This is a genomic window from Ornithinibacillus massiliensis (assembly GCF_018310345.1).
In the GTDB taxonomy this organism is placed as follows: Bacteria; Bacillota; Bacilli; order Bacillales; family Amphibacillaceae; genus Ornithinibacillus; species Ornithinibacillus massiliensis.
Genome location: NZ_JAGXBY010000006.1, coordinates 198,343 through 223,128, shown reverse-complemented (window position 1 = coordinate 223,128; position 24,786 = coordinate 198,343). Strand labels below are relative to the sequence as shown.

21 protein-coding genes and 1 pseudogene are annotated in these 24,786 nt (G+C 37.9%); 1 reads left to right on the top strand and 21 read right to left on the bottom strand.

Features of this window, described 5'->3' with window-relative positions; genetic code table 11:
- Positions 1-75: 75 nt before the first annotated feature.
- The 13 genes and pseudogenes from KGF86_RS16390 to KGF86_RS16330 all read right to left on the bottom strand — a co-directional run bounded on the left by KGF86_RS16390 (position 76) and on the right by KGF86_RS16330 (position 14,588).
- Positions 76-1,735, bottom strand: a pseudogene (locus KGF86_RS16390) (glycerol-3-phosphate dehydrogenase/oxidase).
- A gap of 143 nt (positions 1,736-1,878) precedes the next feature.
- Complete coding sequence (locus tag KGF86_RS16385; RefSeq protein ID WP_186870578.1) at positions 1,879-2,409, bottom strand: acyltransferase; 531 nt, start codon at positions 2,407-2,409, stop codon at positions 1,879-1,881.
- A gap of 3 nt (positions 2,410-2,412) precedes the next feature.
- Entirely contained in the window at positions 2,413-3,048 is a 636-nt protein-coding gene (gene ppaX / locus KGF86_RS16380) for a pyrophosphatase PpaX (RefSeq protein ID WP_211742462.1), read from the bottom strand.
- The gene (locus KGF86_RS16375) at positions 3,023-3,982 is read right to left on the bottom strand and encodes a nucleoside recognition domain-containing protein (protein WP_186870580.1); all 960 of its coding nucleotides are present in this window, start codon (positions 3,980-3,982) and stop codon (positions 3,023-3,025) included. The genes ppaX and KGF86_RS16375 overlap by 26 nt, the downstream gene beginning before the upstream one ends.
- A gap of 26 nt (positions 3,983-4,008) precedes the next feature.
- A complete protein-coding gene (lgt, locus tag KGF86_RS16370; RefSeq protein ID WP_211742461.1) occupies positions 4,009-4,878 on the bottom strand; it encodes a prolipoprotein diacylglyceryl transferase in 870 nt (289 codons plus the stop codon).
- 4 nt (positions 4,879-4,882) lie between these two features.
- The gene (gene hprK, locus KGF86_RS16365) at positions 4,883-5,818 is read right to left on the bottom strand and encodes an HPr(Ser) kinase/phosphatase (protein WP_186870582.1); all 936 of its coding nucleotides are present in this window, start codon (positions 5,816-5,818) and stop codon (positions 4,883-4,885) included.
- Between the two features lie 139 nt (positions 5,819-5,957).
- A complete protein-coding gene (locus tag KGF86_RS16360) occupies positions 5,958-6,317 on the bottom strand; it encodes a phage holin family protein (RefSeq protein ID WP_211742460.1) in 360 nt (119 codons plus the stop codon).
- Between the two features lie 357 nt (positions 6,318-6,674).
- Positions 6,675-7,346, bottom strand: coding sequence for a bacillithiol biosynthesis deacetylase BshB2 (bshB2, locus tag KGF86_RS16355; RefSeq protein WP_211742459.1), 672 nt, complete (start codon positions 7,344-7,346; stop codon positions 6,675-6,677).
- Between the two features lie 27 nt (positions 7,347-7,373).
- Positions 7,374-7,727, bottom strand: coding sequence for a YojF family protein (locus tag KGF86_RS16350; RefSeq protein WP_186870585.1), 354 nt, complete (start codon positions 7,725-7,727; stop codon positions 7,374-7,376).
- Between the two features lie 170 nt (positions 7,728-7,897).
- Entirely contained in the window at positions 7,898-10,774 is a 2,877-nt protein-coding gene (uvrA, locus tag KGF86_RS16345; RefSeq protein ID WP_211742458.1) for an excinuclease ABC subunit UvrA, read from the bottom strand.
- Between the two features lie 7 nt (positions 10,775-10,781).
- Positions 10,782-12,767 carry an excinuclease ABC subunit UvrB gene (uvrB, locus tag KGF86_RS16340; protein ID WP_186870587.1) on the bottom strand — a complete coding sequence of 662 codons (1,986 nt, stop codon included), beginning with the start codon at positions 12,765-12,767 and terminating at the stop codon, positions 10,782-10,784.
- 382 nt (positions 12,768-13,149) lie between these two features.
- Entirely contained in the window at positions 13,150-13,347 is a 198-nt protein-coding gene (locus tag KGF86_RS16335) for a helix-turn-helix transcriptional regulator (RefSeq protein WP_211742457.1), read from the bottom strand.
- 134 nt (positions 13,348-13,481) lie between these two features.
- Positions 13,482-14,588 (bottom strand): MGDG synthase family glycosyltransferase, encoded by a 1,107-nt coding sequence (locus tag KGF86_RS16330; RefSeq protein WP_246521639.1) that lies wholly within the window; start codon positions 14,586-14,588, stop codon positions 13,482-13,484.
- 97 nt (positions 14,589-14,685) lie between these two features.
- Between KGF86_RS16330 and KGF86_RS16325 the strand changes: the two genes are divergently transcribed.
- Complete coding sequence (locus KGF86_RS16325) at positions 14,686-15,501, top strand: metallophosphoesterase (protein WP_211742456.1); 816 nt, start codon at positions 14,686-14,688, stop codon at positions 15,499-15,501.
- Here the strand turns inward: KGF86_RS16325 and KGF86_RS16320 are convergent.
- The 8 genes from KGF86_RS16320 to prfB all read right to left on the bottom strand — a co-directional run bounded on the left by KGF86_RS16320 (position 15,494) and on the right by prfB (position 24,760).
- A complete protein-coding gene (locus tag KGF86_RS16320; RefSeq protein ID WP_186870590.1) occupies positions 15,494-16,042 on the bottom strand; it encodes a YkoP family protein in 549 nt (182 codons plus the stop codon). The genes KGF86_RS16325 and KGF86_RS16320 overlap by 8 nt on opposite strands.
- Before the next feature lie 138 nt (positions 16,043-16,180).
- A complete protein-coding gene (locus KGF86_RS16315) occupies positions 16,181-17,350 on the bottom strand; it encodes a PDZ domain-containing protein (protein WP_211742455.1) in 1,170 nt (389 codons plus the stop codon).
- Between the two features lie 419 nt (positions 17,351-17,769).
- The gene (locus KGF86_RS16310) at positions 17,770-19,245 is read right to left on the bottom strand and encodes a S41 family peptidase (RefSeq protein ID WP_186870592.1); all 1,476 of its coding nucleotides are present in this window, start codon (positions 19,243-19,245) and stop codon (positions 17,770-17,772) included.
- A gap of 189 nt (positions 19,246-19,434) precedes the next feature.
- Positions 19,435-20,781 (bottom strand): murein hydrolase activator EnvC family protein, encoded by a 1,347-nt coding sequence (locus KGF86_RS16305; protein ID WP_211742454.1) that lies wholly within the window; start codon positions 20,779-20,781, stop codon positions 19,435-19,437.
- A 114-nt stretch (positions 20,782-20,895) separates the two neighbouring features.
- Positions 20,896-21,789 (bottom strand): permease-like cell division protein FtsX, encoded by an 894-nt coding sequence (ftsX, locus tag KGF86_RS16300; protein WP_186870594.1) that lies wholly within the window; start codon positions 21,787-21,789, stop codon positions 20,896-20,898.
- Positions 21,779-22,465, bottom strand: coding sequence for a cell division ATP-binding protein FtsE (gene ftsE / locus KGF86_RS16295; RefSeq protein ID WP_186870595.1), 687 nt, complete (start codon positions 22,463-22,465; stop codon positions 21,779-21,781). Before ftsE ends, ftsX begins: the two co-directional genes overlap by 11 nt.
- Before the next feature lie 680 nt (positions 22,466-23,145).
- Positions 23,146-23,499 (bottom strand): c-type cytochrome, encoded by a 354-nt coding sequence (locus KGF86_RS16290; protein ID WP_186870596.1) that lies wholly within the window; start codon positions 23,497-23,499, stop codon positions 23,146-23,148.
- Between the two features lie 162 nt (positions 23,500-23,661).
- A protein-coding gene (prfB, locus tag KGF86_RS16285) for a peptide chain release factor 2 (RefSeq protein WP_246521637.1) occupies positions 23,662-24,760 on the bottom strand; the annotation gives its coding sequence in 2 pieces (ribosomal slippage) (positions 23,662-24,696 and positions 24,698-24,760; 1,098 coding nt in all).
- Positions 24,761-24,786: the final 26 nt, after the last annotated feature.

Here is a 24,786-nt window from a genome sequence, read left to right as displayed (position 1 = left end):
CTGCCTATAGAACGAAAGGTTATCTATACTATACGCCCTTCTACCATCTCATATTTAGGTCCTTATCCAGAGGTACTATTCTTCAGGCTCAACCGCTTCTTTCAATAGCCGCTCTAACTCGTGAACAAAGTTGATTTTCCGTTCAGCCTTCCAATTCAGCTGCTTCCTCATATAGAGCATCACGTTTTCTTTATGCACTCTTACCCAATCTATATCAAAAAACAATGCACCTGTTCTTCTAATAAAGAAGTCAGTAGGTTTATAGACTAGTTCATATTCTAATCCATAACAAAGCTCGGCAAAAACGACCGCATCGATTCCTTCTTCGACTGCCTCTTGTTTCCTTGTTTCATATAAGTTAAAGACCTTATCCACATTTGCCCCATATCTCTTCACTAATTTTCTTGCTACTTTTTCCTCAATACCTAGCTTTACACCTTGCTTTACTTTACCCTTCATAAAATTTTGGAAGCCTTTAGACCCATTTACCTCTCCACCAGAAATAGGTAATGTTTTTGTTTCAGACTCCGAATAGATGATTCCAAGCTCGTCTTTTAATTGACTTACAACGGTATCTACTGCTTGCTCAGCCATTTTCCAATAACCGGTCAATTTTCCGCCAGCCATCGAAATTAACCCTGATTTAGAAATAATAGTTTCATCCCTACGTGAAATTTCCCCAGGCTTTTTTCCATCTTCCGCAATTAAAGGTCGTATACCAGCCCAACTTGATTCTACATCCTCCTCCTTAACACGAAGGGAAGGAAACATATAATTTATCGCACCCAATATATTCACGGTCTTCTTTCGTCATAGTTGGATGGGCTATTTCTCCTTTATATGTTGTATCGGTTGTTCCAACATATGTTTTACCATCACGAGGTATAGCAAATACCATCCTTCCGTCCAGCGTATCAAAATACACAGCCTGTTGTAATGGAAACCTCTCTTGTGAAAACACAAGATGGACCCCTTTCGTTAAATGAAGATGCTTGCCATGCTTAGAACCATCTAGCTCACGCAATTTGTCTACCCATGGACCGCATGCATTTATAACCTTCTTTGCATAAATAATATGGATTTCACCATTTGTTTGATCCTCAGCCTTTACACCGATAACCTTGCCATGATCATCATAAATAAAAGAAATAACTTTTACGTAATTAATAGCATGGGCACCTTCTTCTACAGCCTTCTTGATAACTTCTATTGTTAATCGCGCATCATCTGTCTTATATTCCACATAGTAACCCGCTCCTTTTAACCCATCCTTTTTAAGCAATGGTTCCAGCTGTAAGGCCTTTTTCGGTGATAGCATCTTTCTTCGTTCGCCCCGTTTTACGCCTGCTAAATAATCGTAAACTCTAAGACCGATATTCGTTGTAAAGGGCCCAAACGTTCCCCCCTCATGAAAGGGCAGAAGCATCCATTCAGGAGTTGTAACATGTGGACCATTTTCATAGACGATAGCACGCTCTTTCCCTACTTCTGTAACCATCCTTATTTCAAATTGCTTTAAATACCGTAATCCTCCATGTACTAGCTTTGTCGAGCGACTGGAAGTACCTGCAGCAAAGTCTTGCATTTCTAATACCGCCGTCTTTAGTCCTCGTGTAACTGCGTCTAAAGCAATACCGGAACCTGTAATCCCGCCACCTATAACCAGTAAATCTAGTTCTTTTCTTTTCATTTCTTCCATAATTTCGTTTCGATGCACGCTTGAAAATTTCCCCATTACCGGTTCCTCCTTATAAATTGTATTACTAGTTCATACTATTAGTTCGTCTGTTACGTTTAGAATGACGAATAGAAAAAACAAAGAAAAAGTGAAAAACCTCAAACATCTTTAAAGTTTGTCTTTAGATGTTTGAGGTTTTCTTATTGACTGTCATCTGGGAGAGGTGCTTGCTGGCGCTTCTCCATCTCTTCTTTTGTATAAATAAGCTTCATCGGATTACCACCAACAAAAGCACCTGCAGGTACATCCTTATGTACTAATGTACCCGCTGAAACAATCGCGCCATCGCCAATTGTAACACCAGGAAGAATGGTACTATTGGCTCCTATCATTACTTCATCGCCAATCCGCACTTCACCAAGGCGATATTCTTTAATTAAATACTCATGAGCTAAGATTGTTGTATTATAGCCAATAACGGAATTGTTGCCAACCGTAATCTTCTCCGGGAACATGATATCTGGCATTACCATGAGCGCAAAAGCGGTATTCTTACCAACTTTCATGCGTAAAAAGACACGGTACAACCAATTTTTCATGCGTAAAAAAGGTGTATATCTAGCAACTTGAATGACGATAAAATTTTTAACAACCTTCCAAAAGGATACGGTTTTATATATTTGCCAAAGGGAATTATTCTCTTTAACAGAATGGCGCTCTGTATTTCTCATTTCTTACACCCCAATGATTTCTAATAAATCCTTCATATCCTGTAACATATAGGTTGGCTTACATTGATTTAATACTTCTTCTCCCTTTAATGACCAGGCTACCCCAGCAGTAAATACTCCTGCATGCTGACCTGACTCGATATCATGGGTATTGTCTCCTACCATTAATGTCGTATTTGCTTCTGCATTAAGATTCTCCATCGCTCGTAGGACTGGCTCTGGGTGTGGCTTAGCATGAGTGATATCATCTAAGGCAATAATCGTATTAAAATAGTCATAAATTCCTGTCAATTTCATTCCTCTTATTGCCGTTTTCCGCATCTTTGTTGTCACAATTCCGAGCTGTAAGCCATGTTTTTTTAACGCTTCTAAGGTTTCCTTAACATGGGGAAAAGCTTTTACATAGCTATCATGATGTGCCAGATTATGTTCACGGTATGTTGTAATCATCGCCTCTGCTTTATCTAAATCAATCTTTTCAAATGTTTCTTTAAGTGGTGGTCCGTTAAAGCTAACAATCTCTTCATGGGTAAATTCCAATCCAAATTGTTTGAATGTGTGGTAAAAAGACTCATTAATTAGATCATTTGTATCAATTAATGTTCCGTCTAAATCAAATAGTATGGTATGAATGTTCATTGGTGATTTCCTTTCTCTTACGCTGGTCCGATCGGTTCCAAAAGTATGCAATCGTCATGGTTAACACGATTGCCGTCACTAGCCTCATTACTAACAACGGCCATACAGGAATCCCTAAAGGAATGAAGATTAACGTGTCCTCCACTACTGCATGGCAGGATACCAGAAAAATTAACGCTAGTGTCATATCTTTTTTGGACACACCATCTTCCTTGACTGCTTGAATCATTAGTCCTGCACCATAGGCAAGCCCAATCGTCAATCCAGCTACTAAGGTCATGGATGTATTTTTTTCCATTCCTAATAGTTTTGTAATTGGGGCAAAGCCATTGGACAGCTTTGTTAACCATCCTTTTTCTCGCAAGTATTGCATAATAATCATAAGAGGTATAACGATTATAGCTAGCTGCACTACAGCAATAAACGCTGTGGTTACACCATGTAAGCCTATCTCTGTCCAACCAGTTAAGTTGGTCGGTTCCTTCGAAATGAATCCGTACTGGGCTATTTCTCCGCCACCATTCCAAACTAAATTAATGACTATCGCTGCAACTAACGCAAGCCCAATACGAACACCAACTATAATCCACCATTTAATTCCTACTTTGGAAGCAACTGCAGACTCAATGATAAGGTTATGAGAGAACGATAGCATAATCGCCATAATAAATACTTCTTTCACTGTAAAGTCAAAGGAAATTATGGCTGCGATACCAGCATACAAATTCAAGACATTTCCTAGTACAATCGGTACTGCCGCTTCCCCTGACAGTCCAACCAAGCCCATTAAAGGACTAATTTTGTCAATAACCCAAGGTAGTACAGGAGTAAATTGCAAGATAGTAATAATTAAGGTTATCGGAAATATAACCTTCCCTAGCGTCCAGGTTGTCTGAAGGCCTTGTTTAAGACCTCGCAATAATATACCCGACATCTACTGCTTCCCTCTCTCCAAAGCTGTTATTTTTTCTTCTTCTTAGCATTCCTTTTCTTGCCTAGATTTTTCTTTGTTTCAACATCTTGATATCGCTCTTTAACAGTTTTATAGCGATAAATAATAAATACAATCGCACCAACAATTAATAACACAGAAAGGAACTGTGCTGTTCGTAGGTTACCTACAATGTACAAGCTATCTGTACGCATTCCTTCGATGAAGAAGCGACCAACAGAATATGCTGCTAAATAAGTTAAGAATACGGTACCGCGGATTGGGTTTCGTCGACGTAACCACAGTAATAAAATAAGAACTACTATGTTCCATAACGATTCATATAGGAATGTCGGGTAATAATATGTCCCACCGATACACATTTGATCCATAATAAAATCAGGTAGTAGCGAATAATGTGTATCGATTACATTTTGGCTCATTATTGGGCCGCCATGCGCCTCTTGGTTCATGAAATTTCCCCAACGACCAATTGCTTGCCCTAAGATTAAGCTAGGTGCTGCAACATCTGCTAATTGCCAGAATGGAATTTTTTTCACACGAGCAAAAACGATTGCTGTTAATACGGCACCAATTAATGCTCCATGAATGGCAATTCCACCATCCCGAACTGCAAATATCTTCCACCATGGTTCCCCTACATAACGCTCCCACTCGAAAATTACATAATAGATCCTTGCAAATAGAATGGAAATCGGTATTGCAAAAACTACTAAATCAACAAATAAGTCTTTCTTCAGTCCAATCCGATCCGCTTCCTTCATAGCAATATAGAGACCTAGAAAAGCCCCTGTTGCAATAATGACCCCATACCAATAAATTGGTAAAGAACCTAATTGAAAGAAAACGCGATCGAGAGATGGTGCATCACAACTCATACGCTCACTCCTGTTCCTTCTCTTGTACAATCATTTTAGATAATCGTTCCGAAAACTCTTCAGCCGCATTCACACCCATACGTTTTAAGCGAAAATTCATCGCTGCCACTTCGATAATAACCGCCAAGTTACGTCCTGGGCGAACGGGAATGGTTGCTTTCGGTAATTCTACATCCATTATTTTCATCTTTTCTTCGTCTAATCCTAATCTGTCATACTGCTTCTTCGGATCCCAAATTTCCAAGTTAATTATCAATGATATTTTCTTATTACTACGTACGGCACCTGCTCCAAATAAAGTCATCACATTAATAATCCCAAGACCACGGATTTCTAATAAATGCTCAATTAATGGTGGTGAGTTACCAATTAGCGTATCATAATCCTCCTGGCGAATCTCGACACTATCATCTGCAACGAGACGATGTCCCCTTTTCACAAGCTCTAATGCAGTTTCACTTTTACCAACACCACTCTGGCCAGTAATGAGAACACCTACACCATAAATATCCACTAACACACCATGAATCGCCGTAAACGGTGCAAATTTTGCCTCTAAGAAGTTCGTTAATCTACTGATAACCCTAGTTGTCTTCCTCGGAGAATGTAATATGGGAACACCGGAGTTATTCGCTGCATCAATCATTACCTGAGGAATAGTCATCCCTCTTGTAACCACAATACCAGGGGTAATATCAGTACAAATCTTCTCCATACGGTCCCGCTGTTCTTCTTGACTCAAATCAAGAAAATATGTCATTTCTGTTTTTCCAATTAATTGAAGTCTTTCTTTCGGATAATACTTAAAATATCCCGTCATCTCAATGCCCGGACGAGAAATATCACTCGTTGTAATTTCTCTATGTATACCCTCTTCTCCAGCGACTAACTCTAAATTGAAGTTTTCGAGCAAATCTTTTGTACGTACAATTGTTGTCATTTACTTTTCCTCCATCAGAAGTCCTAACTGCTTCTAATTGTAGCATATTTTCGTATGTGGAAGGAAAAAAGATGTATCACCCAATAGTTGAAACCCAAAGAAAAAACATCGGTATCACTCCGATGCTTTACATAATTTATTATGAAGTTAAGGTATCTTTTACTACTCTGTTAAGCAATAAATTGATAATGGAAAGAATAACAGCAGCTAATAGCGCTGTACCAAATCCATCGATAACAAAAGAATCACCCATCACACCTTGTGTAATCATCAATGTCAACGCATTAATAACAAACAAGAATAGCCCTAATGTTAAAATTGTAAATGGTAACGTAAGAATGATTAAGATAGGCTTAACCACTACATTAAGCACTGCTAAAATTAACGCTGCTAACAAAGCAGTACCAAATCCCTCCAAATGGAAGGAATTAAATAACTGCGCAACCACAATTAAAGCAACAGCATTCAAAACTAAAGATAAAATTCCTCTCAAAAACAAAACATCCACCACCCTTCCTATCCGCACCATTATTCTATTCTATATAAAAATTGCTTCTCTTTCTAGTAGTTGTCCTCTTTTATAGTTTATTAATGGAAGTCGGAAATATGAATGGAATTGGAGTGGAGGGGTTGGGCGCATCTCCCTCGGGCTTGGGCTCATGTTCTCTAGGTTTAGGCGCATGGGCTCTAGTTTTGGGTGCATCTTACCGAACTTCAGATGCATGTACCCTAATTTGGGCTCATCTTACTGATCTTCAGGTACATGTGCTCGTCACTCTGGCATGCCTTACTGTATTGTTCAAGTATCCTTCCTTCCAACATAGAATCCCCTGTACCATTTGTACAGGGGATTCTTTTAATATTTCCAAATATAAAAGGATTCAAAGCCAAGACGCTCTTTAGCTTGCTCTTTTAAATCGTCTGTCAAGTCGTCTGATTGATTCCAGCTGCGAATAACTCCGCTTGCTTGGGATTGGTGGCAGAGAATTGCTTCCATTTTTTTATCAAAATTATTGCGTACATCGTTGACAACACCTGGCTTCCCTAAGTCTTCTACATGTGTTCTTGTAATGGCCTGAGCCCAAACTGTAGGACGCTTTTCTGGATCCATTAACCGAACTGCTTCTACAGCAGCAGCACCTAGTGCATTATGATCAGGGTGTACTGCATGATCTGGGTAATGGGTAATGACAAGTGTAGGTTCTATTTCTTCTAAAATCCCTTTTAGGTGCTGGGCTACCTCATTACGCTCCTCGTACTCTAAGGTTTTATCCCGGTAGCCAAGAAGACGTAATTCCATATCTAAAACTTTGCAAGCTTCGGTAATTTCTTTTTTTCTAATCTCAGGAAGGGTTTCACGGTTAGCGAAAGTTGGGTTTCCCATATTTCGTCCCATTTCACCTAAGGTTCCACAAAGATAAGTTACTGGTACCCCTTGTTCACGAAAATTCACTATCGTCCCAGCTGCTCCGAATGATTCGTCATCTGGATGTGGATAGATAACAACAACATGTTTATGCTTTTCCATTTTGTTAAACCTTCTTTCTCCTACCATTTAGTAATGAAACGGTGTTTCACTAATTTGTAATGCAACCATTAGACGGCCTTCACGATCATGGCCTGCCATTAACAGTTTTTCACCCTCGTGCATAGTCCACTCTGTCAGTCCCTCTGCATAAATCCAACCGATATCCATCTTCAAACCAGCACGATAGGATTTACCATCACCAACAATTTTTGCTTGATTAAAACGCACCTTCGTATTACGAATATAAACACCAACATTATATGCTTTCTCATTAACATGACTTGCGTATGCGCCATTTGTTGTTTCTAAATGAATATAAACATCTTTTCCAACAAAGCTCTCAAGCTTTTCTTGGACTTTATCAAGCTCAATCGATTTCATCAGTCTTCCTCCTTACATTTCTACTTTTTACATTACCGAAACGAACAAGTCTCGTCAAAACATAAAGCTTACGAACAAATTAATCCATGATGGTTTTAGTCCAAAAGTTATCCTAGTTCAGCAACAATAAAAAGGACGTCCCACCTTCACGAGACATCCTTCGCTTTTCGTTATTTTGCACTCATCTCTTCTTTAGCTTGTAACCCTTGTTCTTGCCTTTTCTTATCGCGCTCTAATACTGGCTTTAAATAGTTACCTGTATAGGATGCTTCATGTTCGGCAATTTTTTCAGGAGTACCTGTTGCAATGATTTGACCGCCACCGGCACCACCCTCAGGTCCAAGGTCAATTAGATAATCGGCAGTTTTAATTACATCTAAGTTATGTTCAATGATAAGAACCGTATCTCCATTTTCGACTAAGCGCTGAAGTACTTTTAACAGTCTACTAATATCATCGACATGTAATCCGGTTGTCGGTTCGTCAAGAATGTACATCGTCTTACCATTTGAACGACGATGCAACTCACTAGCCAGCTTAACCCGCTGTGCTTCCCCACCAGATAAGGTTGTAGCAGGCTGCCCCAGCCTTACATATCCTAGCCCAACATCCACAATGGTCTGGAGTTTACGCTTAATCTTTGGTATATTACTGAAAAACTCTAATGCTTCTTCAATCGTCATGTCTAATACTTCTGCGATGCTTTTTCCTTTATACTTTACCTCTAATGTCTCCCTATTATAGCGACTGCCATGGCACACTTCACATGGGACATATACATCGGGTAAAAAGTGCATTTCGATCTTAATGATTCCATCACCTTTACAAGCTTCGCAACGGCCACCCTTTACATTGAAGCTAAAACGCCCTTTTTTATAGCCACGGACTTTTGCCTCATTAGTAGAAGCAAATACGTCACGAATATCATCAAATACTCCCGTGTAAGTTGCTGGATTAGATCTTGGTGTTCGGCCTATAGGGGATTGGTCGATACTGATTACTTTCTCTAAATGCTCCAATCCCTTCATTTCCTTATGATCACCTGGTATTTGTTTACTGCGATTCAGTTCTCTCGATAATGATTTATAGATAATCTCATTAACTAATGAGCTTTTCCCTGAACCTGAAACACCAGTTACAACATTAAATAGACCTATTGGAATTTTTACCGATACATTCTTCAGGTTATTTTCCTTCGCTCCTACTACTTCTATAAAACGTTTATCCGGCTTTCTTCTCTCAAGTGGTACAGGAATATACTTATTACCAGATAAATACTGTCCTGTTAAAGATTTTTCGTTGTTTATTACTTCTTCAGGTGTACCGCTAGCCACGATTTGTCCACCATGCTCACCAGCACCTGGACCAATATCGATTAACCAATCTGCTGCTAGCATCGTATCCTCGTCATGCTCTACAACAATTAAAGAATTATCTAAGTCACGCATCCCTTTTAATGCCTCAATCAATTTATCATTATCTCGTTGGTGAAGCCCGATGGATGGTTCATCTAGAACATAAAGAACCCCTGTGAGAGCCGAGCCGATTTGGGTAGCAAGCCGAATACGTTGTGCCTCCCCACCGGATAACGTTCCAGCAGTACGGGATAATGTGAGATAATCCAGTCCGACATTATTCAAAAAGTCTAAACGATTATTAATTTCCTTAATTAATAGCTTAGCAATCTGTTTTTCTTTCTTACTAAGCTCTAATTCTTGGAAGAAATTCATGGCATCTGTAATTGAAAAATCTGTGACATTACTAATATGCAATCCATTCACCTTAACCGCTAATGCCTCTTCTTTTAAACGATGCCCCTTACAAGTTGGACAATGTTTCTGAGCCATATACTTCTCTAAACTTTCACGAACATAATCAGAAGAAGATTCTTTATAGCGTCGTGCAATATTATGGATGACGCCCTCAAATTCGATTAGACCATTACGTGTATGACCAAAGTCGCTCTTAAAGTAGAAATGAATCTTCTCTTTTCCACTTCCGTAAAGAATCTTATCTATCTGTTCCTTTGGAATATCTTTTACCGGTATATCCATATCAATATCAAAATGGTCACAAACACTTTTGAGAAGCTGTGGGTAGTATTGTGAGCTAACCGGCTCCCATGCAGCAATCGCATGTTCATTTAATGTTTTATTCCAATCTGGAATAACTAGATCCACATCGACCACAAGATTCGTACCAAGTCCATCACATGTCGGACAAGCTCCAAAAGGACTGTTGAAAGAGAATAACCTTGGTTCTAGCTCACCAATAGAAAAACCACAGATAGGACAAGCATGATTCTCACTAAAGATTAGCTCCTCTTCCCCCATGACATCAACTACTACTTTACCTTCTCCTAGGTTCAATGCCGTTTCAAGCGAATCACTCAATCTTGTTTCGATACCTGGTTTCACGATGACACGATCGACTACGACTTCAATCGTATGCTTTTTATTTTTTTCTAACTTAATATCTTCTGTAACCTCGCGCATCTCTTTATCCACACGAATCCGAACAAAACCTTCTTTTTTCAGCTTTTCTAAAACCTTGATATGTTCACCTTTTCTACCTGATACAACAGGTGCTAGGAGCTGCATTTTCGTTCTCTCCGGGTATTCCATAATACGATCTACCATTTGTTGAACCGTTTGGGAAGAAATCTCGATACCATGATTAGGACAAACTGGACGTCCGATTCTTGCATATAGCAATCGTAAATAATCATAGATCTCTGTTACCGTCCCAACCGTTGATCGTGGATTTCTACTAGTCGTTTTTTGATCAATCGCAATGGCTGGAGATAATCCATCAATCGTGTCCACATCTGCCTTTTCCATTTGTCCTAAAAATTGACGAGCATACGCTGACAATGACTCCACATAGCGTCTTTGCCCCTCCGCATAAATCGTATCAAAGGCTAGCGATGATTTTCCGGAACCAGATAGACCAGTTACGACTACTAGCTTATTTTTAGGTATGGATATATCAACATTTTTCAAGTTGTGTGCCCTTGCACCTTTAATATCAATCGTTTTACTTGGCATTCATCGGTCATCCTTCCGCTTTAAGTTCAAATAGTATATCTCTTAATTCAGCAGCCTTTTCAAAATCAAGCGCTTTGGCAGCTTCGCGCATCTCTTTTTCCATACTTTCGATAACCTTTTCTCTTTCTTTCTTCGTTAATTTGGCTAGGCTCTTTGTCTTCGTTTCATAGCCTGCCTCATCTTCTGAAGCTACTGTCGCCCTTATAACATCACGAACATCTTTTTTAATAGTTGTCGGTGTGATATGATGCTTCTGATTGTATTCCATTTGGATTTTACGGCGTCGCTCCGTTTCATCGATTGCTTTTTGCATCGAATCAGTAATCTTATCCGCATACATGATCACTTGGCCATTTGCATTACGTGCAGCACGACCCATAGTTTGGATTAGGGAGCGCTCTGAGCGTAGGAATCCTTCTTTATCCGCATCTAAAATAGCCACCAATGAAACTTCTGGAATATCTAACCCTTCTCGAAGTAAGTTAATTCCTATAAGAACATCATATTTACCTACACGAAGATCTCGGATTACTTCAATTCGTTCAAGGGTTTTAATTTCACTATGCAAATATGCCACTTTAATTCCAATTTCTTTGAGATAATCGGTTAAGTCCTCTGACATTTTCTTCGTTAATGTTGTCACTAATACGCGTTCATTCTTCTCTGTACGAGTATTTATCTCCGCAATTAAATCATCGATTTGTCCATCAATTGGACGAACCTCGACTTTCGGATCTAGTAAACCAGTAGGTCGAATAATCTGCTCGGTCATCTTAGGAGTATGTTCTAATTCATAAGGACCAGGTGTCGCTGATACAAAGATAATTTGATTTACTTTATTATCAAACTCCTCGAACTTCAATGGACGATTATCTAAAGCGGACGGCAAGCGAAATCCATGATCCACAAGGACTTGCTTTCTTGCCTGGTCACCGTTATACATACCACGAATTTGTGGTAAGGTTACATGGGATTCATCCACGACAACTAAGAAATCTTTAGGAAAATAATCTAGTAGTGTATACGGTGTGGCACCTGCTTCTCGTAATGTTAGATGTCTTGAATAGTTCTCTATCCCCGAACAAAAGCCCATCTCACGCATCATTTCTAAATCGTAATTAGTTCGTTGTTCGAGTCGTTGTGCTTCTAAAAGCTTATTCTGTCCACGTAACTCTTCAAGACGTTCTTCCAATTCTTTCTCAATATTAGCAATCGCTAGCTTCAATTTTTCCTCGCGAGTTACGAAGTGGGATGCTGGAAAAATGGCAACATGTTCACGATCACCAATAATTTCACCGGTTAAAGCATCAACTTCACGAATTCTATCGATTTCATCACCAAAAAATTCAATTCTTATACAATGTTCTTCCCGTGAAGCGGGAATAATTTCAACGGAATCTCCTCGTACACGGAATGTTCCACGCTGGAAATCAATATCATTACGTGCATATTGTATATTGACTAAGTCTCTAAGTAATTGGTCACGGTCTTTTTCCATTCCCATACGAAGTGATAACACTTGTGCACTATATTCTTCTGGATTACCTAATCCATATATACAAGATACACTCGCCACAATTAACACATCATTTCGTTCAAAAAGGGCTGATGTCGCCGAGTGACGTAGTTTGTCAATTTCATCATTTATACTGGCATCTTTCTCAATAAATGTATCGGTGGAAGGGACATATGCCTCTGGTTGATAATAATCATAATAGCTTACAAAATACTCCACTGCATTATTCGGAAAAAACTCCTTAAACTCACTATATAATTGACCAGCCAATGTTTTATTATGAGCAATGACTAATGTTGGACGGTTAATCTCTTTAACCACATTGGATACGGTAAACGTCTTACCCGTACCTGTTGCTCCTAGCAATGTTTGATGGCGCTGCCCTGCAAGCACCTTCTCTACTAATTCTTTTATAGCATTTGGTTGGTCTCCCTTTGGCTCATATTTTGAAACCAGTTCGAACTTATTAAGTTCCATTGTCTCCCTCCGTCCTTAACCTTATTTCAGTGTACCATATTCTACCACTATATATCACCATAAAATGCGAACTAACATTCGTTTTTTTTGCTATATATACATACTAACTATTTTTCCCTAAGTATTCAAGAAATTAGACAAGGTACATCGTATAATTGATTTTTTTCTATAAAAAACCCGACCTACGCTAAGAAGTCATGAATTGAAATCTAAGTAGTTCGGGTTCTTTTAAGCTATATAAATATTATATCAGGGAATGGCTTCCGATAAGCTAGGTCAAGGTGTAGACTTTTACTTAATAGCTTTTCCCATTCATTATCAAGAGGTCTATAAAACTCATACAAATAGCACCACAGGAATTATAACTAACGAAACTAGTATGTTACTTCCTTTCACTTATAAATAATTCATCAACCTTAACTCCTAATACACTCGCTAAATCAAATGCCAATTGTAAGCTAGGATCATATTTGTCGTTTTCAATTGCATTAATTGTCTGCCTACTAACATTGCATAAGTCTGCAACCTTTCCTTGAGAAAGATTCATTTTTTCCCGAAATTCTTTAATTCGATTTCTCATCTTATTTTCACCTTCATATTCGACTATATGTCAAATAGTTTTTACATCCTTATTATAAAAACAGACGAAAAGGATGTAAAATATTCTTTACACCCCTTTCGTCTACCTAATAAAATTATAGACACGACTAAACTCTATGCCTTACAAATAGTTAATAATATTTCAGACAACGAATTTCTTTCTACATATTCATGATATAAGTTTAGATTTTCCTCGTACATAAGTTGTCTTTTGTTATCCTGGAAAAATTCCTTCACTTGCAACTCGATACTTCTTTCGAATGGGTTTATTTGATTAACGATGCCTAATTTAGCTAATTCCATTTCATTTACTTTTTCTTGACCAGGTAAGGCATTACAAGTGAAAATTGGGATTCGTTTCATTAAGCATTCACTAATTGTTACCCCTCCAGGCTTGGTAATAACTGCGTCAACTTGATTATATAGCTCATTCATTCTCGCTTTGCTATCCACATACCGAATGGGCTGGACATATGGGTGGTTCCATTCTGAAAGATCTTGATAAAGCTTTTCATTGTGCCCACATAAAACCGTGTATTTTATTTCCGGATGACTAGGGATTAGTTTGTCCATTGATGCGATCCCTAAACTTCCGCCTGTAATTAATACATGTAGCTTCCCATTACTTTTTTTCTGATAAGGAATACGGAATACTGGATGTACTGGTATTCCTGTTACAAAAATCCTCTCCTCGTCTACACCTAAATCTAATAAAAATTTCTTGACCGTTATGGATGGAACGATATGATAATCAATACCAGCAATACCCCATACACGGTTAATAAAGAAATCGGTATACACATTCACTGTAATTGCATGTAACTTTCCTTTTTGCTTTAAAACACTAGCAATATTGGAAGGAAGACAGTGTGTACAGAATAAAATTCTTGGTTCTGTTTCTTTCATTAATTTCTTAAAAAACGCTATGAACATCGCTTCATATAAGCGCTGTCTAGATCGTTTTGTTTGATTTTTTACAGCAAGTCGATTATAAAGCACATCGTACGCTTTTGGGACCATTTTAATCCAATTTAAATACGTAGCAGAGACGAGTCGTTCTACTTTTCCAAAACTATACGATAAAATATCCACCTTTTCACAGTTGATTGATTTGACAGCACGCTCCAATTCCTCTATCACTGCGTCAGCAACATGATGATGCCCAGTCGGAATTTGCATAAATGGTAGTAATAATGCTTCGCTCTTTGATTTCGTATCCAATATATTCACCCTATCATAACGTTCAAATGAATCCCTTGATTTACCAATGAATCTAATCGTTTAACCATGTTATAATCATTTTCGGGGAGGAATTCATATGACATATATTATTTCTGCACTATTATTAATCATTATTGGCTTTCTCATATATAAAGCAAACCTAAATACGAAAGATATCCAAATAAATAAAATACAAATCTCCACTAAACATCGAACAAATCATTCTAATTTATCCATCCTACACTTGTCTGACCTTCACCTTGAAAATATCTCTATTACACCAAGTCAACTAGCTGCGAATCTACAGCATGAACAACCGGATATCATTGCACTAACTGGGGATTTTCTTGATAGAAAACGTACCCTACCCAAGTTAATACCATATCTTGAGGTTCTACAAAAAATGAAGCCAAAACATGGTATCTACGCTGTACTTGGTAACCATGATTATGTCCTAAAAGGGCAGAATTTATCAGATTTAAAATCGATTCTTACACAATACGGTTGTATCGTAATGCAAAATAGCTCTAAAACAATTACTATAAACGGTCAAAAGATTAATATAATCGGAATTGATGATTACTCAACAAATCGAAGCGACTTGGAAGAATCGTATCGTCAGGTGAAAGAAGGTCTTAAAATTGTCCTGACTCATGATCCAAACGTAGTTCTCGAAATGGATGATTATCCATTTGATTATTTATTAGCAGGGCATTTCCATGGTGGACAAATCCTTTATCCAAAAGCATACCACTTAGTGAAAATGGGGAAACTACCACGTTTAAATATGATAAAAGGATTGCATAGCCATAATGATTCCCCTTTTTATATTAGTGAAGGATTAGGCCAAACAGGTGTAAACATTCGGGTGGGCAGCCGCCCTGAAATCACTCTCCATGACGTTGCTATTTAACTTTAGTTCCATATCTATTAACTAGCTCATCCTTTGACATGAATAAGTACATGGGATTTTCATGATTGGATGAGCTAGCCAAATAATTAATTGGAGTAAAGGTTATTTTTTTATAATTTCTATATAATGGATTATGGATAAACACATTATCGAAACCTAATCGCTTTGTACCTTTATGTAGGGTAGTAATTCCTATTATTCCCTTTAACTCATCATAACGCTTATGATGTTTTACATAGTCTGCCAAAAGTGGCATAGCCCGTTTGACCAGATGGTAAATGTATACAGCACGCTTTGTGTCACTTTTTTCTGCATACAAATCATTCATGATTTTCACATTATGAAGGTGAATCTTAATTAGCAGGTCATTTTTATTAATTATAGTACCGTCCTTTAATATCGTACGTCTTCCTTTATATCGAGTAAGTCGTACACGAAATACCGTTCGATTCTGTTCCTGATCCTTTACATAGCGCAATCTAGTAAAGGAATAATACAGCGGATCAAATACATTCCAGAACCCTAATAGATAGCTTTTCATCCATACAATTATCCTTCCTGTACATATTTTGCCTTCTTAGTTTGGATGAAAATTAATAAAATTATTAGTGCTACCTAGACTTTTTATCTATTCTCTTTACACAAAAAACCGTACCCACTATGGATACGGTCTTCTATATTAGTTTGTTCGATATGGCTCTCCTGCGAATAGTAACCCTAGTTCATGGTGATCACCTTCGTACATGGCACTTTGAATAAAACGAACTTCACCATTGTGATCAAGTAATTCCACCTTAAAGAAAGAGCCTGTCTGTTGTAGTGCTTCATAAAGATCATCTTCACTTTGGATTCGATTACCATTTACTTTCATTACGGTCTCTCCAATTAGAATTTGTAAACGGTCAGCTGGAGAGCCAGGGATAACACCAAGAACTTTTAATCCATCGTTCGTATGATTGAAATAATAGCTTCTCGCATTATCTTTTGAGCGATGTCGGTAGTTAAGAACTTCCCTTCCAATGATTGCTATGATTACAGCAACAATCGTTAACCACGGTAAGAAGATACTACCTATTGCGATAGCTAGTACAAGTACAGCTAGGGCTAATAACTGTAGCGCAATCCAGTTCGCTGTCTTATATGGCATACTGCCTCGCACCACAAATTCAAACCCTAAAACAACTGGTATCAGGACTAAAGCATAATTCTCCCCACCGATAGACAGAAATGGCCAATAGGGTGCAAATGGTTCGATTAGTCCAGCAGGTACTAAAGCAAAAAACGGGATAATGGAAAACTTCTTAATTAAATGCTTACCAATCCAACTACCCCGAGCTCCTTTTTCTAATCCAAGGTATGTCTCATAGATCTTAATTCTACTTAGGAAATGTGCTTCTACAAATAAAAATAATGCTAATAAAATGGCAATTACTGAATAATTAACCTCCCCTAAGCTAGGGAGAAACGTAACGTTATCCGCTACTAAAGGAAATAACATCAAGACAAAAAAGGTAATCCCAAAGGTGTAACTTGGGGAAAGGAAAGAAAAACGTAATGTAAGACTTAATAGAATCGTAACGATACTTAGAATGATAAGCACATCATATGTAACTACCATACCTATTGCTATTGTTAAAACTGAATAAAATAGTCCGATAAAAATCGAAAACCCAATCGTTCCCTTCCACTCCGAGAAGATATCGAATACCTTAGTTCCAAAATCTCTTCTTTCCTGCTTGATTCTTCTTATGCCTACTAACGTAATGAATACAATAGACCAATATAAAAGTGGATTGAGAAAGATTTTTCCAATTCCTTTACCAAATTCCAATAACCAATCCTGTAACATTTGTGTTCACCTTCCCAATCTACAGTTCCTCTTAATAAGTTAATTATAACCTTATATATTCGTCATTTGTCGGTTTTTTTCCTGCTTTTACCGTATTAATTTTACAAGAGTGTTGAAAACATAATGATGTAGAATATAACAAGACTTGGACACACGTATAGAAGGTATAAGAAAACCGAATGATTAGCACAAACCTGCTCCGAAAATATACGCTCATTCCATGGTCGCTAGTGACCATGGAATGCCCCCTCGAAGGGAGCCTGCTACGTAGAATTGCTAGTAGAGACAGAGCTGCATCACTAGGTCTCAAGCGCGCTCTATCTTCCCGCAGGAGTCTAATTATATTTCCGGAGCTAATCTCATGCATCATTCGGGTTTTACATTTATTTCTTCATGGTGTCAAAGCCTTGGTGTAATAATTAATGTACCACTTCTAATGCTTTTTCTAATTGTAAATCATCTTCACCACTGCGGATTTTTTCAATAATGCTCGATTCCAGTGTTCCAGCTGTTTCTTGGTCTACTTCTCCTGTAACCGTTAAATCATGATCCTTTTGGAAGGCTTTAACTGCTTCTTCAGTTTCCTTACTGAAGTAACCGTCTGTTCTGTCTAATTCATAGCCTAAACCATCCAGCATGATTTGAATATTTTCAATTTGGCTTCCAGAGTGATCAAACGATAAAGGCTCATCTGTTACTTGTATTGGGGTTGTAAAATAATATTTCGGTTGTTCCACTTTCACAGTTGGCTCAACACCTGTTTCGTGAATCCATGTTCCTTTTGGTGACAACCATTTGAAGAAGGTTAATTTTACTGTACTTCCATCACCTAATGGAACGGCTTGCTGCACTGTACCTTTTCCGAAACTATTAGTTCCAACGACATCATAACCAATTTCTTTCATCGCCACAGCTAAAATTTCAGAAGCCGATGCACTACCTTCGTCTACTAAAACTGAGATTGGATAATCCTTTTTCTTATCTAATGTAGAGTAATAAGGTGTTTTATTTCCACTTTGATCTTCAATTTGAATATATGGAATATCCTTTGGAACAAATAAATCTAGGATCTCTTCAACAGAATTTAAGAGTCCACCAGGATTCCCACGTACATCAATAACTAATCCTTCCATTCCATCGTCCTCTAATGCTTTAAGCTGTGATTCAAAATCTTCTGCAGTTGTTTCAGCAAAATTAGTAATTTCAATTAGCCCTGTTTTCTTACCATCAACAGTTTTCATTTCAGAATAAACGGTTTCGATAGGGATGGTGTCACGAACAATGGTAATTTGGAAAGGTTCAGTCGTGCCCTGTCGCAAAATGGTTAAGACCACTTCTGTTCCTTTTTCCCCACGGATCTTGGCAACTGCCTCATTTAAATCAAGTCCTTCTAATGATTCTCCATCTACCTCTAGAACTTGGTCGTTTGGTCGAAGTCCTACCTTTTCCGCTGGGGAATCTTTAATAGGCGATACAATCGTCACCATTCCATTAACCATACTAACCTCAGCACCAATGCCTTCAAAAGAGGATTCAATTTGTTCATTAAATTGCTCCATTGTTTCAATATCCATATAGGAGCTGTATGGATCACCTAGTGTCGCAAGCATTCCTTGAATCGCACCCTCAATTAGTTGCTGCTCTTCAGCTCCCTCTAAGTAATTATCTTTTATCAAATGATAAGCTTGAGCCACTTTAGACCATTGAGCTGGTAGCTCATTATTTTCCTTTGCCCCACTAGCTTCATCTTGTTTATCACCATCAAGATTATTCTCAGAGATAATCGATTCTTTTTCACCTGCTTGTGCAATAGAAGCTCCCACATATGCTCCAATAAAACCTAGAAATAAGGCCCCAACCAGTATAAGCACAATATGTACTTTATTCAATTTCATGATATCACCCCAGTATTAGTTATATGTTAGGTAGTTATCTTAAACACCAAAAACGAAATTATTATCGTTAAGATTCAAACCTACTTATTCTATAATCATATCGAAAAAGCGTATTAACGCCAAACTTTTTATTTAAGAAGACAAGAAAAAAGCATTACACCTCATGTGTAATGCTCCTAACCTATACGCTTATGGTAAATAATCCATAGGATTTACATTATTCGTGTTAGGAGGATAGAAGCCTATCCATCCACCTTTATGCACTTCAAAGTGTAAATGTGGACCTGTGGAACGACCAGTTGAACCCATATAACCAATTAACTGACCTTGTTCTACGACTGCTCCATCTTCAACGGCAAAACCATTTAAATGGCCATATAGCGTTGTATAATCAACTCCATCAATCTTCGTAACAATTAATATATGGTTTCCATACGTGTCAGATAAGTTACCTCTTACGGCAACACCATTTGTAGCAGCATAAATCGGTGTACCAGTAGGGGCTGCAATATCAATTCCAAGATGATAGCTTACTTGTCCAGTAATTGGATCAACACGCTGGCCCCACTGAGATGAAAGCCTTCCTGAAGCTGGCCAAATGAAGGAAGAACTATTTACCGCTCCTGTTTCAGGGCTTGATAACTGGCTAAGGTTATTTTCTGCGACCTCTTTTGCTTTCGCTACGGCCTCTTCTTGTTTACGAATCATTGCTTGTTCATCTTCCAACGTAAACATGAATTCCTCTAACTCTTCATGCTCTTTCTCCAGTTGTGCTAGCAGACGCTTTCTTTCTGACTTTTGTTCATCTAGTTGACTTTGTAATGCAACTAGTTCTCTCTTTTGGCCTTCTAATGCTACCTTTTTCTGTTCAACATCACTTCGTTTTGCTTCGATTTCTTTCTTGTTCTCTTGAACCGTTACTTTTTTAGTTTCAACATCAGCCTTGTCTTTTTCTAATGATTCAATAATCGTTTTATCTTGGTCCATCATGATATTTACAGCTGCTGCTCTTGAAATAAAATCGGAAAAGCTTTTAGACCCGAGAATGACTTCTAAATACTTTATAGGACCACCATTCTTTTGAATAGAGCGAAGACGGTCTACTAGTAATGCTTCCCGTTCCTCGATACGGTCTAGTAATATATCAATCTCAACTTCTAACTGTTCAATTTGATTAGTTAAATCATCAATCGTATTCGTAAGTTCATAAATCTCATTGTTAGTAGTATCGATTTCACCCTGTTTGGTAGAAATAGCTTCCTCAGTATTTGCTAGATCCTGTTCAATAGAATCGATTTGACCTTGAACTGTATCCTGCTTATTTAAATTTTCTTGGATTTTCTCTTCTGTATCACTTTTATTCGTTTGTACTTCTTCTTTCTGTTCTTTTAGTTGCAATTGTTCCTTCTCAAGTTCCTCGATTTCTTGCTGGAGCTCCTCTTTCGTTTGAGCGAAAACCTGGTTTTCATCAATCAAGACGGACACAATGGCGAACAGTCCAATCAGTAAACCAGTTAGTGCTAACTTTTTTTTCATTGATCTTCCCCCTGTTACCAAGTAATCTAGAAAACTATTATTTCCGTATGTATAATTTATTGTGGAAAAGGTATAGGACCTTCCTTTGCCTTTTCCACACTGTTCAAAGCACTATTAAACTTTCAAGAATTTGCGTACACTCATCAGACTTCCCCACATTCCAATTCCAGCACCTATCACTAGAATAATGAGCGCTAATTGCCATGCGAAGGGATTAAATGGTAATACTTCTACAAATCCGATTGTCTGCACCGTAGTTATACTAGATTCAATCCATTTATATCCACCTAAGACTGCAGAAATAGGGATGATTGATCCTAGTACACCTAGTAATAATCCTTCTATGAAAAATGGCCCGCGAATAAATCCATTCGTCGCCCCTACTAACTTCATAATTCCAATTTCTCTACTTCTTGCCATGATAGTTAATTTAATCGTATTGGAAATTAAGAAGATAGCTGTTAATACAAGACCAGCGATTAGAATAATACCTATTGTTCTAGCATAATCGGTAAATTTAAAGAGATTTTGTGCGACGTCTTCACCGTACGTAACAGAATCTACTCCATCAAGTTCGGCAATAGTTTTTGCAATACCTGTCGTCTCCTGTGGTTCATCAGCCTTCACAATATAAGCATGGTTTAATGGGTTATCTGATTTAAATCCACCCCAAACATCTCCACCTTCACCCATGCTATCAATCAAGCTATTAAGTTCATCATCTTTAGATGAAAACACTACACTTGCTACCCCAGGGATTTTTTCTATCTCTTTTCCTAATGCAATTACTTGTTCATCATCTGCAGCTAAATCAATGAGGACCTTCACAACGACATCTTCTTCAACTTTTTTTGCCATATGATTAAGGTTTAAGATTAAACCTAAAAATGCACCTACTAAAAGTAACGTAACCGTTACTGCTCCGACCGAGGCTACAGTCATCCAGCCGTTACGATATATGTTTTTTGCACCCTCACGAAAATGTCTTTTGATAGTTCTAGCTTTCATAGCCGTATTCACCTCGTTGCTCGTCTCTTACAATTTCGCCATCTTCAATTGCAATAACACGTTTTTTAATTGTATTTACGATTTCCTTACTATGGGTTGCCATGATAATGGTTGTCCCACTATTATTAATTTGCTCGAACACTCGCATAATTTCCCATGATGTTTCTGGATCTAAGTTACCAGTCGGTTCATCAGCAATAACAATTTTGGGGTGGTTTACAATTGCTCTAGCAATGGAAACACGTTGCTGCTCTCCACCAGATAATTCACTCGGATAGAAGCGGGCTTTATTTTTTAACCCTACTAAATCCAATACTTCCATTACACGTTTTCGAATATTACGAGGAGATTCCTCTATTACCTCTAGTGCAAACGCAACATTTTCATAGATTGATAATTTAGGAAGCAAGCGGAAATCCTGGAAGATAACACCGATATTTCGTCGGAGTAGTGGTACTTCCTTTTCTTTTACTTCACTGACGTCTTTATTGTTTATAAAAATTTGTCCCTTTGTCGGTTTTATCTCACGATACATAAGTTTAATAAAAGATGATTTCCCTGCGCCGGATGGTCCGACTATGTATACGAATTCACCTTGATCAATTTCGACATTAATTCCATTTAAAGCTGTCACACCGTTATCATACGTTTTATATAAATCCTTCATTAATATCATTTATAATCACCTTTATTATTATAGTTAGTCAAAAAGACTTATATTGTACAAGATTCTTTTACATTATAACATCAATCAACAACTTTTTTTGACAAAAAAATATTACATTTATATTTCAGAGGTGAAAAATCTGGGAATATTGTAGGATTATGACAAGAAACATACTTTTTTATAGGTATAAAGTAGGATATCAAAACCAAAAGAGCACCGATAGCCCCTCTCTGTTACCTTTTTACCCTCTTCCTTCCGAAAAAGGGCACTGACTCTATCCCTCTGTTACCTTTTTACCCTCTTCATTCCGAGAAAGGGCACTGACTCTATCTCTCTGTTACCTTTTTACTCTCACCCCACCGATAAAGGGCACTGACTTTATCTCTCTGTTACCTTTTTACCTTCTTCCTCCCGATAAAGGGCACTGTCTCTATTCCTCTGTTACCTTTTTACCCTCTCCCTCGCGAAAAAGGGCACTGACTTTATCTCTCTGTTACCTTTTTACCCTCTCTGTCGCGAAAAAGGGCACTGACATTGTCCCTCTGTTACCTAATTACCCTCTTCCTCACGAAAAAGGCACTGATACTCTCTCCATCACCACCCCCAGTAAAAGTGCCGTTCTAAACAACAAAAAAAGCTTAAACTGAATCTCATCATTCAGCTTAAGCTTTGCTATTTTCATTATCAATTTATTTCTTCTCTGCTAGCCAATCAGATAGATGTTGAATTTCTTCATCTGAAAGCTTATTCGCAAAACCAGGCATTCTACCATTTGTACCGTTAGCAATGATATCTTGTAATTCTTCGGATGAAAATTCTGCGCCAATTTGTGTTAAATCAACACCAGCACCACCTGCAAGATTAGCACCATGACAAGCTGCACAGTTTGCTTGATAAATATCTTCTGCGGAGGCTACAGCTTCACCACCATCCGTTTGACCTGAATCATTTACTGCACCATTATCATCTGCTTCATTTTCTCCACCACATGCACCAAGTACGAATACTGTTCCAAATAATATTGCGAATAACCATTTTTTCATATTAAAAATCCCCCAATCATTGGAATATCTATACATCATTTAGTATATCCCTTCTAGTTAAATATACCAGCCACAAAATTGCCACATTTTGGCTAAAGATGAATATTCATCTAGTTTCACGCCAGTTTTTGACAATTTTAAGAAATTAATAATGTAATCTATTTATAATTGTGAACGTAAATAAGCATCAATAAACAAATCGATTTCGCCATCCATAACGGACTGTGTATTACCCGTTTCCATATTTGTACGATGGTCTTTCACCATGGAATATGGATGGAATACATAAGAGCGAATTTGACTTCCCCAACCAATCTCTTTTTGCTCTCCACGAATTGCTGCTAACTCCTGCTGTTGCTTTTCAATTTCTAATTGGTAAAGCTTTGATTTTAACATTTTCATTGCTGCTTCACGGTTTTTAATTTGTGAACGTTCATTTTGACAAGTAACTATAGTATTCGTTGGAATATGGGTAATACGTACAGCAGAGTCTGTTGTATTAATATGCTGTCCTCCAGCACCACTTGCACGATACGTATCCACCTTAATATCTTCCGAACGGATTTCAATGTCTACATCATCATTCATTTCTGGTGTTACATCACATGATACGAATGATGTATGCCTACGACCGGAGGAATCAAATGGTGAAATACGTACTAGGCGATGTACCCCTTTTTCCGCCTTTAGGTAACCATAAGCATTATGTCCCTTAATTAATAAGGTAACACTTTTTACCCCAGCCTCTTCACCAGGAAGATAGTCAATTGTTTCAACGGAAAAATTATGCTGTTCCGCCCAACGCTGATACATACGGAGTAGCATGCTTGCCCAGTCCTGTGATTCTGTTCCCCCAGCACCTGGATGCAGTTCTAGGATTGCATTGTTGGCATCATATGGCTCACTTAATAACATTTGTAATTCGAAGTCATTGATATCTTTTTTTAAGGAGCTAAGTTCCTCTTCTAATTCCGTTAATAACTCAGCATCATTTTCTTCTTTTGCTAGTTCGTAGGTTACTTCTAGGTCTTCATAGCGATTGTTTATCCCTTCGAAGCTATTTACAAAGTTCTTTAAACCGTTTGCCTCGTTAATCACTGTTTGGGCTGCGTTTTGGTCATCCCAGAATCCAGGAGCGGTCATGTCATGTTCTAATTCTTGTATTCGTGCCTTTTTGACATCTAAGTCAAAGAGACCCCCTAAATTCCGCTATGCGGTTATTGATTTGATCAAGTTCGTTTCTAATTTCACTAAATTCCATCATGTCACCTCTAAAAAATTTGTTAT

Coding starts and splice junctions, on each gene's coding strand:
- KGF86_RS16385 (WP_186870578.1), bottom strand. CDS start 2,409: ATGAGAAATACAGAGCGCCATTCTGTTAAAGAGAATAATTCCCTTTGG.
- ppaX (WP_211742462.1), bottom strand. CDS start 3,048: ATGAACATTCATACCATACTATTTGATTTAGACGGAACATTAATTGAT.
- KGF86_RS16375 (WP_186870580.1), bottom strand. CDS start 3,982: ATGTCGGGTATATTATTGCGAGGTCTTAAACAAGGCCTTCAGACAACC.
- lgt (WP_211742461.1), bottom strand. CDS start 4,878: ATGAGTTGTGATGCACCATCTCTCGATCGCGTTTTCTTTCAATTAGGT.
- hprK (WP_186870582.1), bottom strand. CDS start 5,818: ATGACAACAATTGTACGTACAAAAGATTTGCTCGAAAACTTCAATTTA.
- bshB2 (WP_211742459.1), bottom strand. CDS start 7,346: ATGGAAAAGCATAAACATGTTGTTGTTATCTATCCACATCCAGATGAC.
- KGF86_RS16350 (WP_186870585.1), bottom strand. CDS start 7,727: ATGAAATCGATTGAGCTTGATAAAGTCCAAGAAAAGCTTGAGAGCTTT.
- uvrA (WP_211742458.1), bottom strand. CDS start 10,774: ATGCCAAGTAAAACGATTGATATTAAAGGTGCAAGGGCACACAACTTG.
- uvrB (WP_186870587.1), bottom strand. CDS start 12,767: ATGGAACTTAATAAGTTCGAACTGGTTTCAAAATATGAGCCAAAGGGA.
- KGF86_RS16335 (WP_211742457.1), bottom strand. CDS start 13,347: ATGAGAAATCGAATTAAAGAATTTCGGGAAAAAATGAATCTTTCTCAA.
- KGF86_RS16325 (WP_211742456.1), top strand. CDS start 14,686: ATGACATATATTATTTCTGCACTATTATTAATCATTATTGGCTTTCTC.
- KGF86_RS16320 (WP_186870590.1), bottom strand. CDS start 16,042: ATGAAAAGCTATCTATTAGGGTTCTGGAATGTATTTGATCCGCTGTAT.
- KGF86_RS16315 (WP_211742455.1), bottom strand. CDS start 17,350: ATGTTACAGGATTGGTTATTGGAATTTGGTAAAGGAATTGGAAAAATC.
- KGF86_RS16310 (WP_186870592.1), bottom strand. CDS start 19,245: ATGAAATTGAATAAAGTACATATTGTGCTTATACTGGTTGGGGCCTTA.
- KGF86_RS16305 (WP_211742454.1), bottom strand. CDS start 20,781: ATGAAAAAAAAGTTAGCACTAACTGGTTTACTGATTGGACTGTTCGCC.
- ftsX (WP_186870594.1), bottom strand. CDS start 21,789: ATGAAAGCTAGAACTATCAAAAGACATTTTCGTGAGGGTGCAAAAAAC.
- ftsE (WP_186870595.1), bottom strand. CDS start 22,465: ATGATATTAATGAAGGATTTATATAAAACGTATGATAACGGTGTGACA.
- KGF86_RS16290 (WP_186870596.1), bottom strand. CDS start 23,499: ATGAAAAAATGGTTATTCGCAATATTATTTGGAACAGTATTCGTACTT.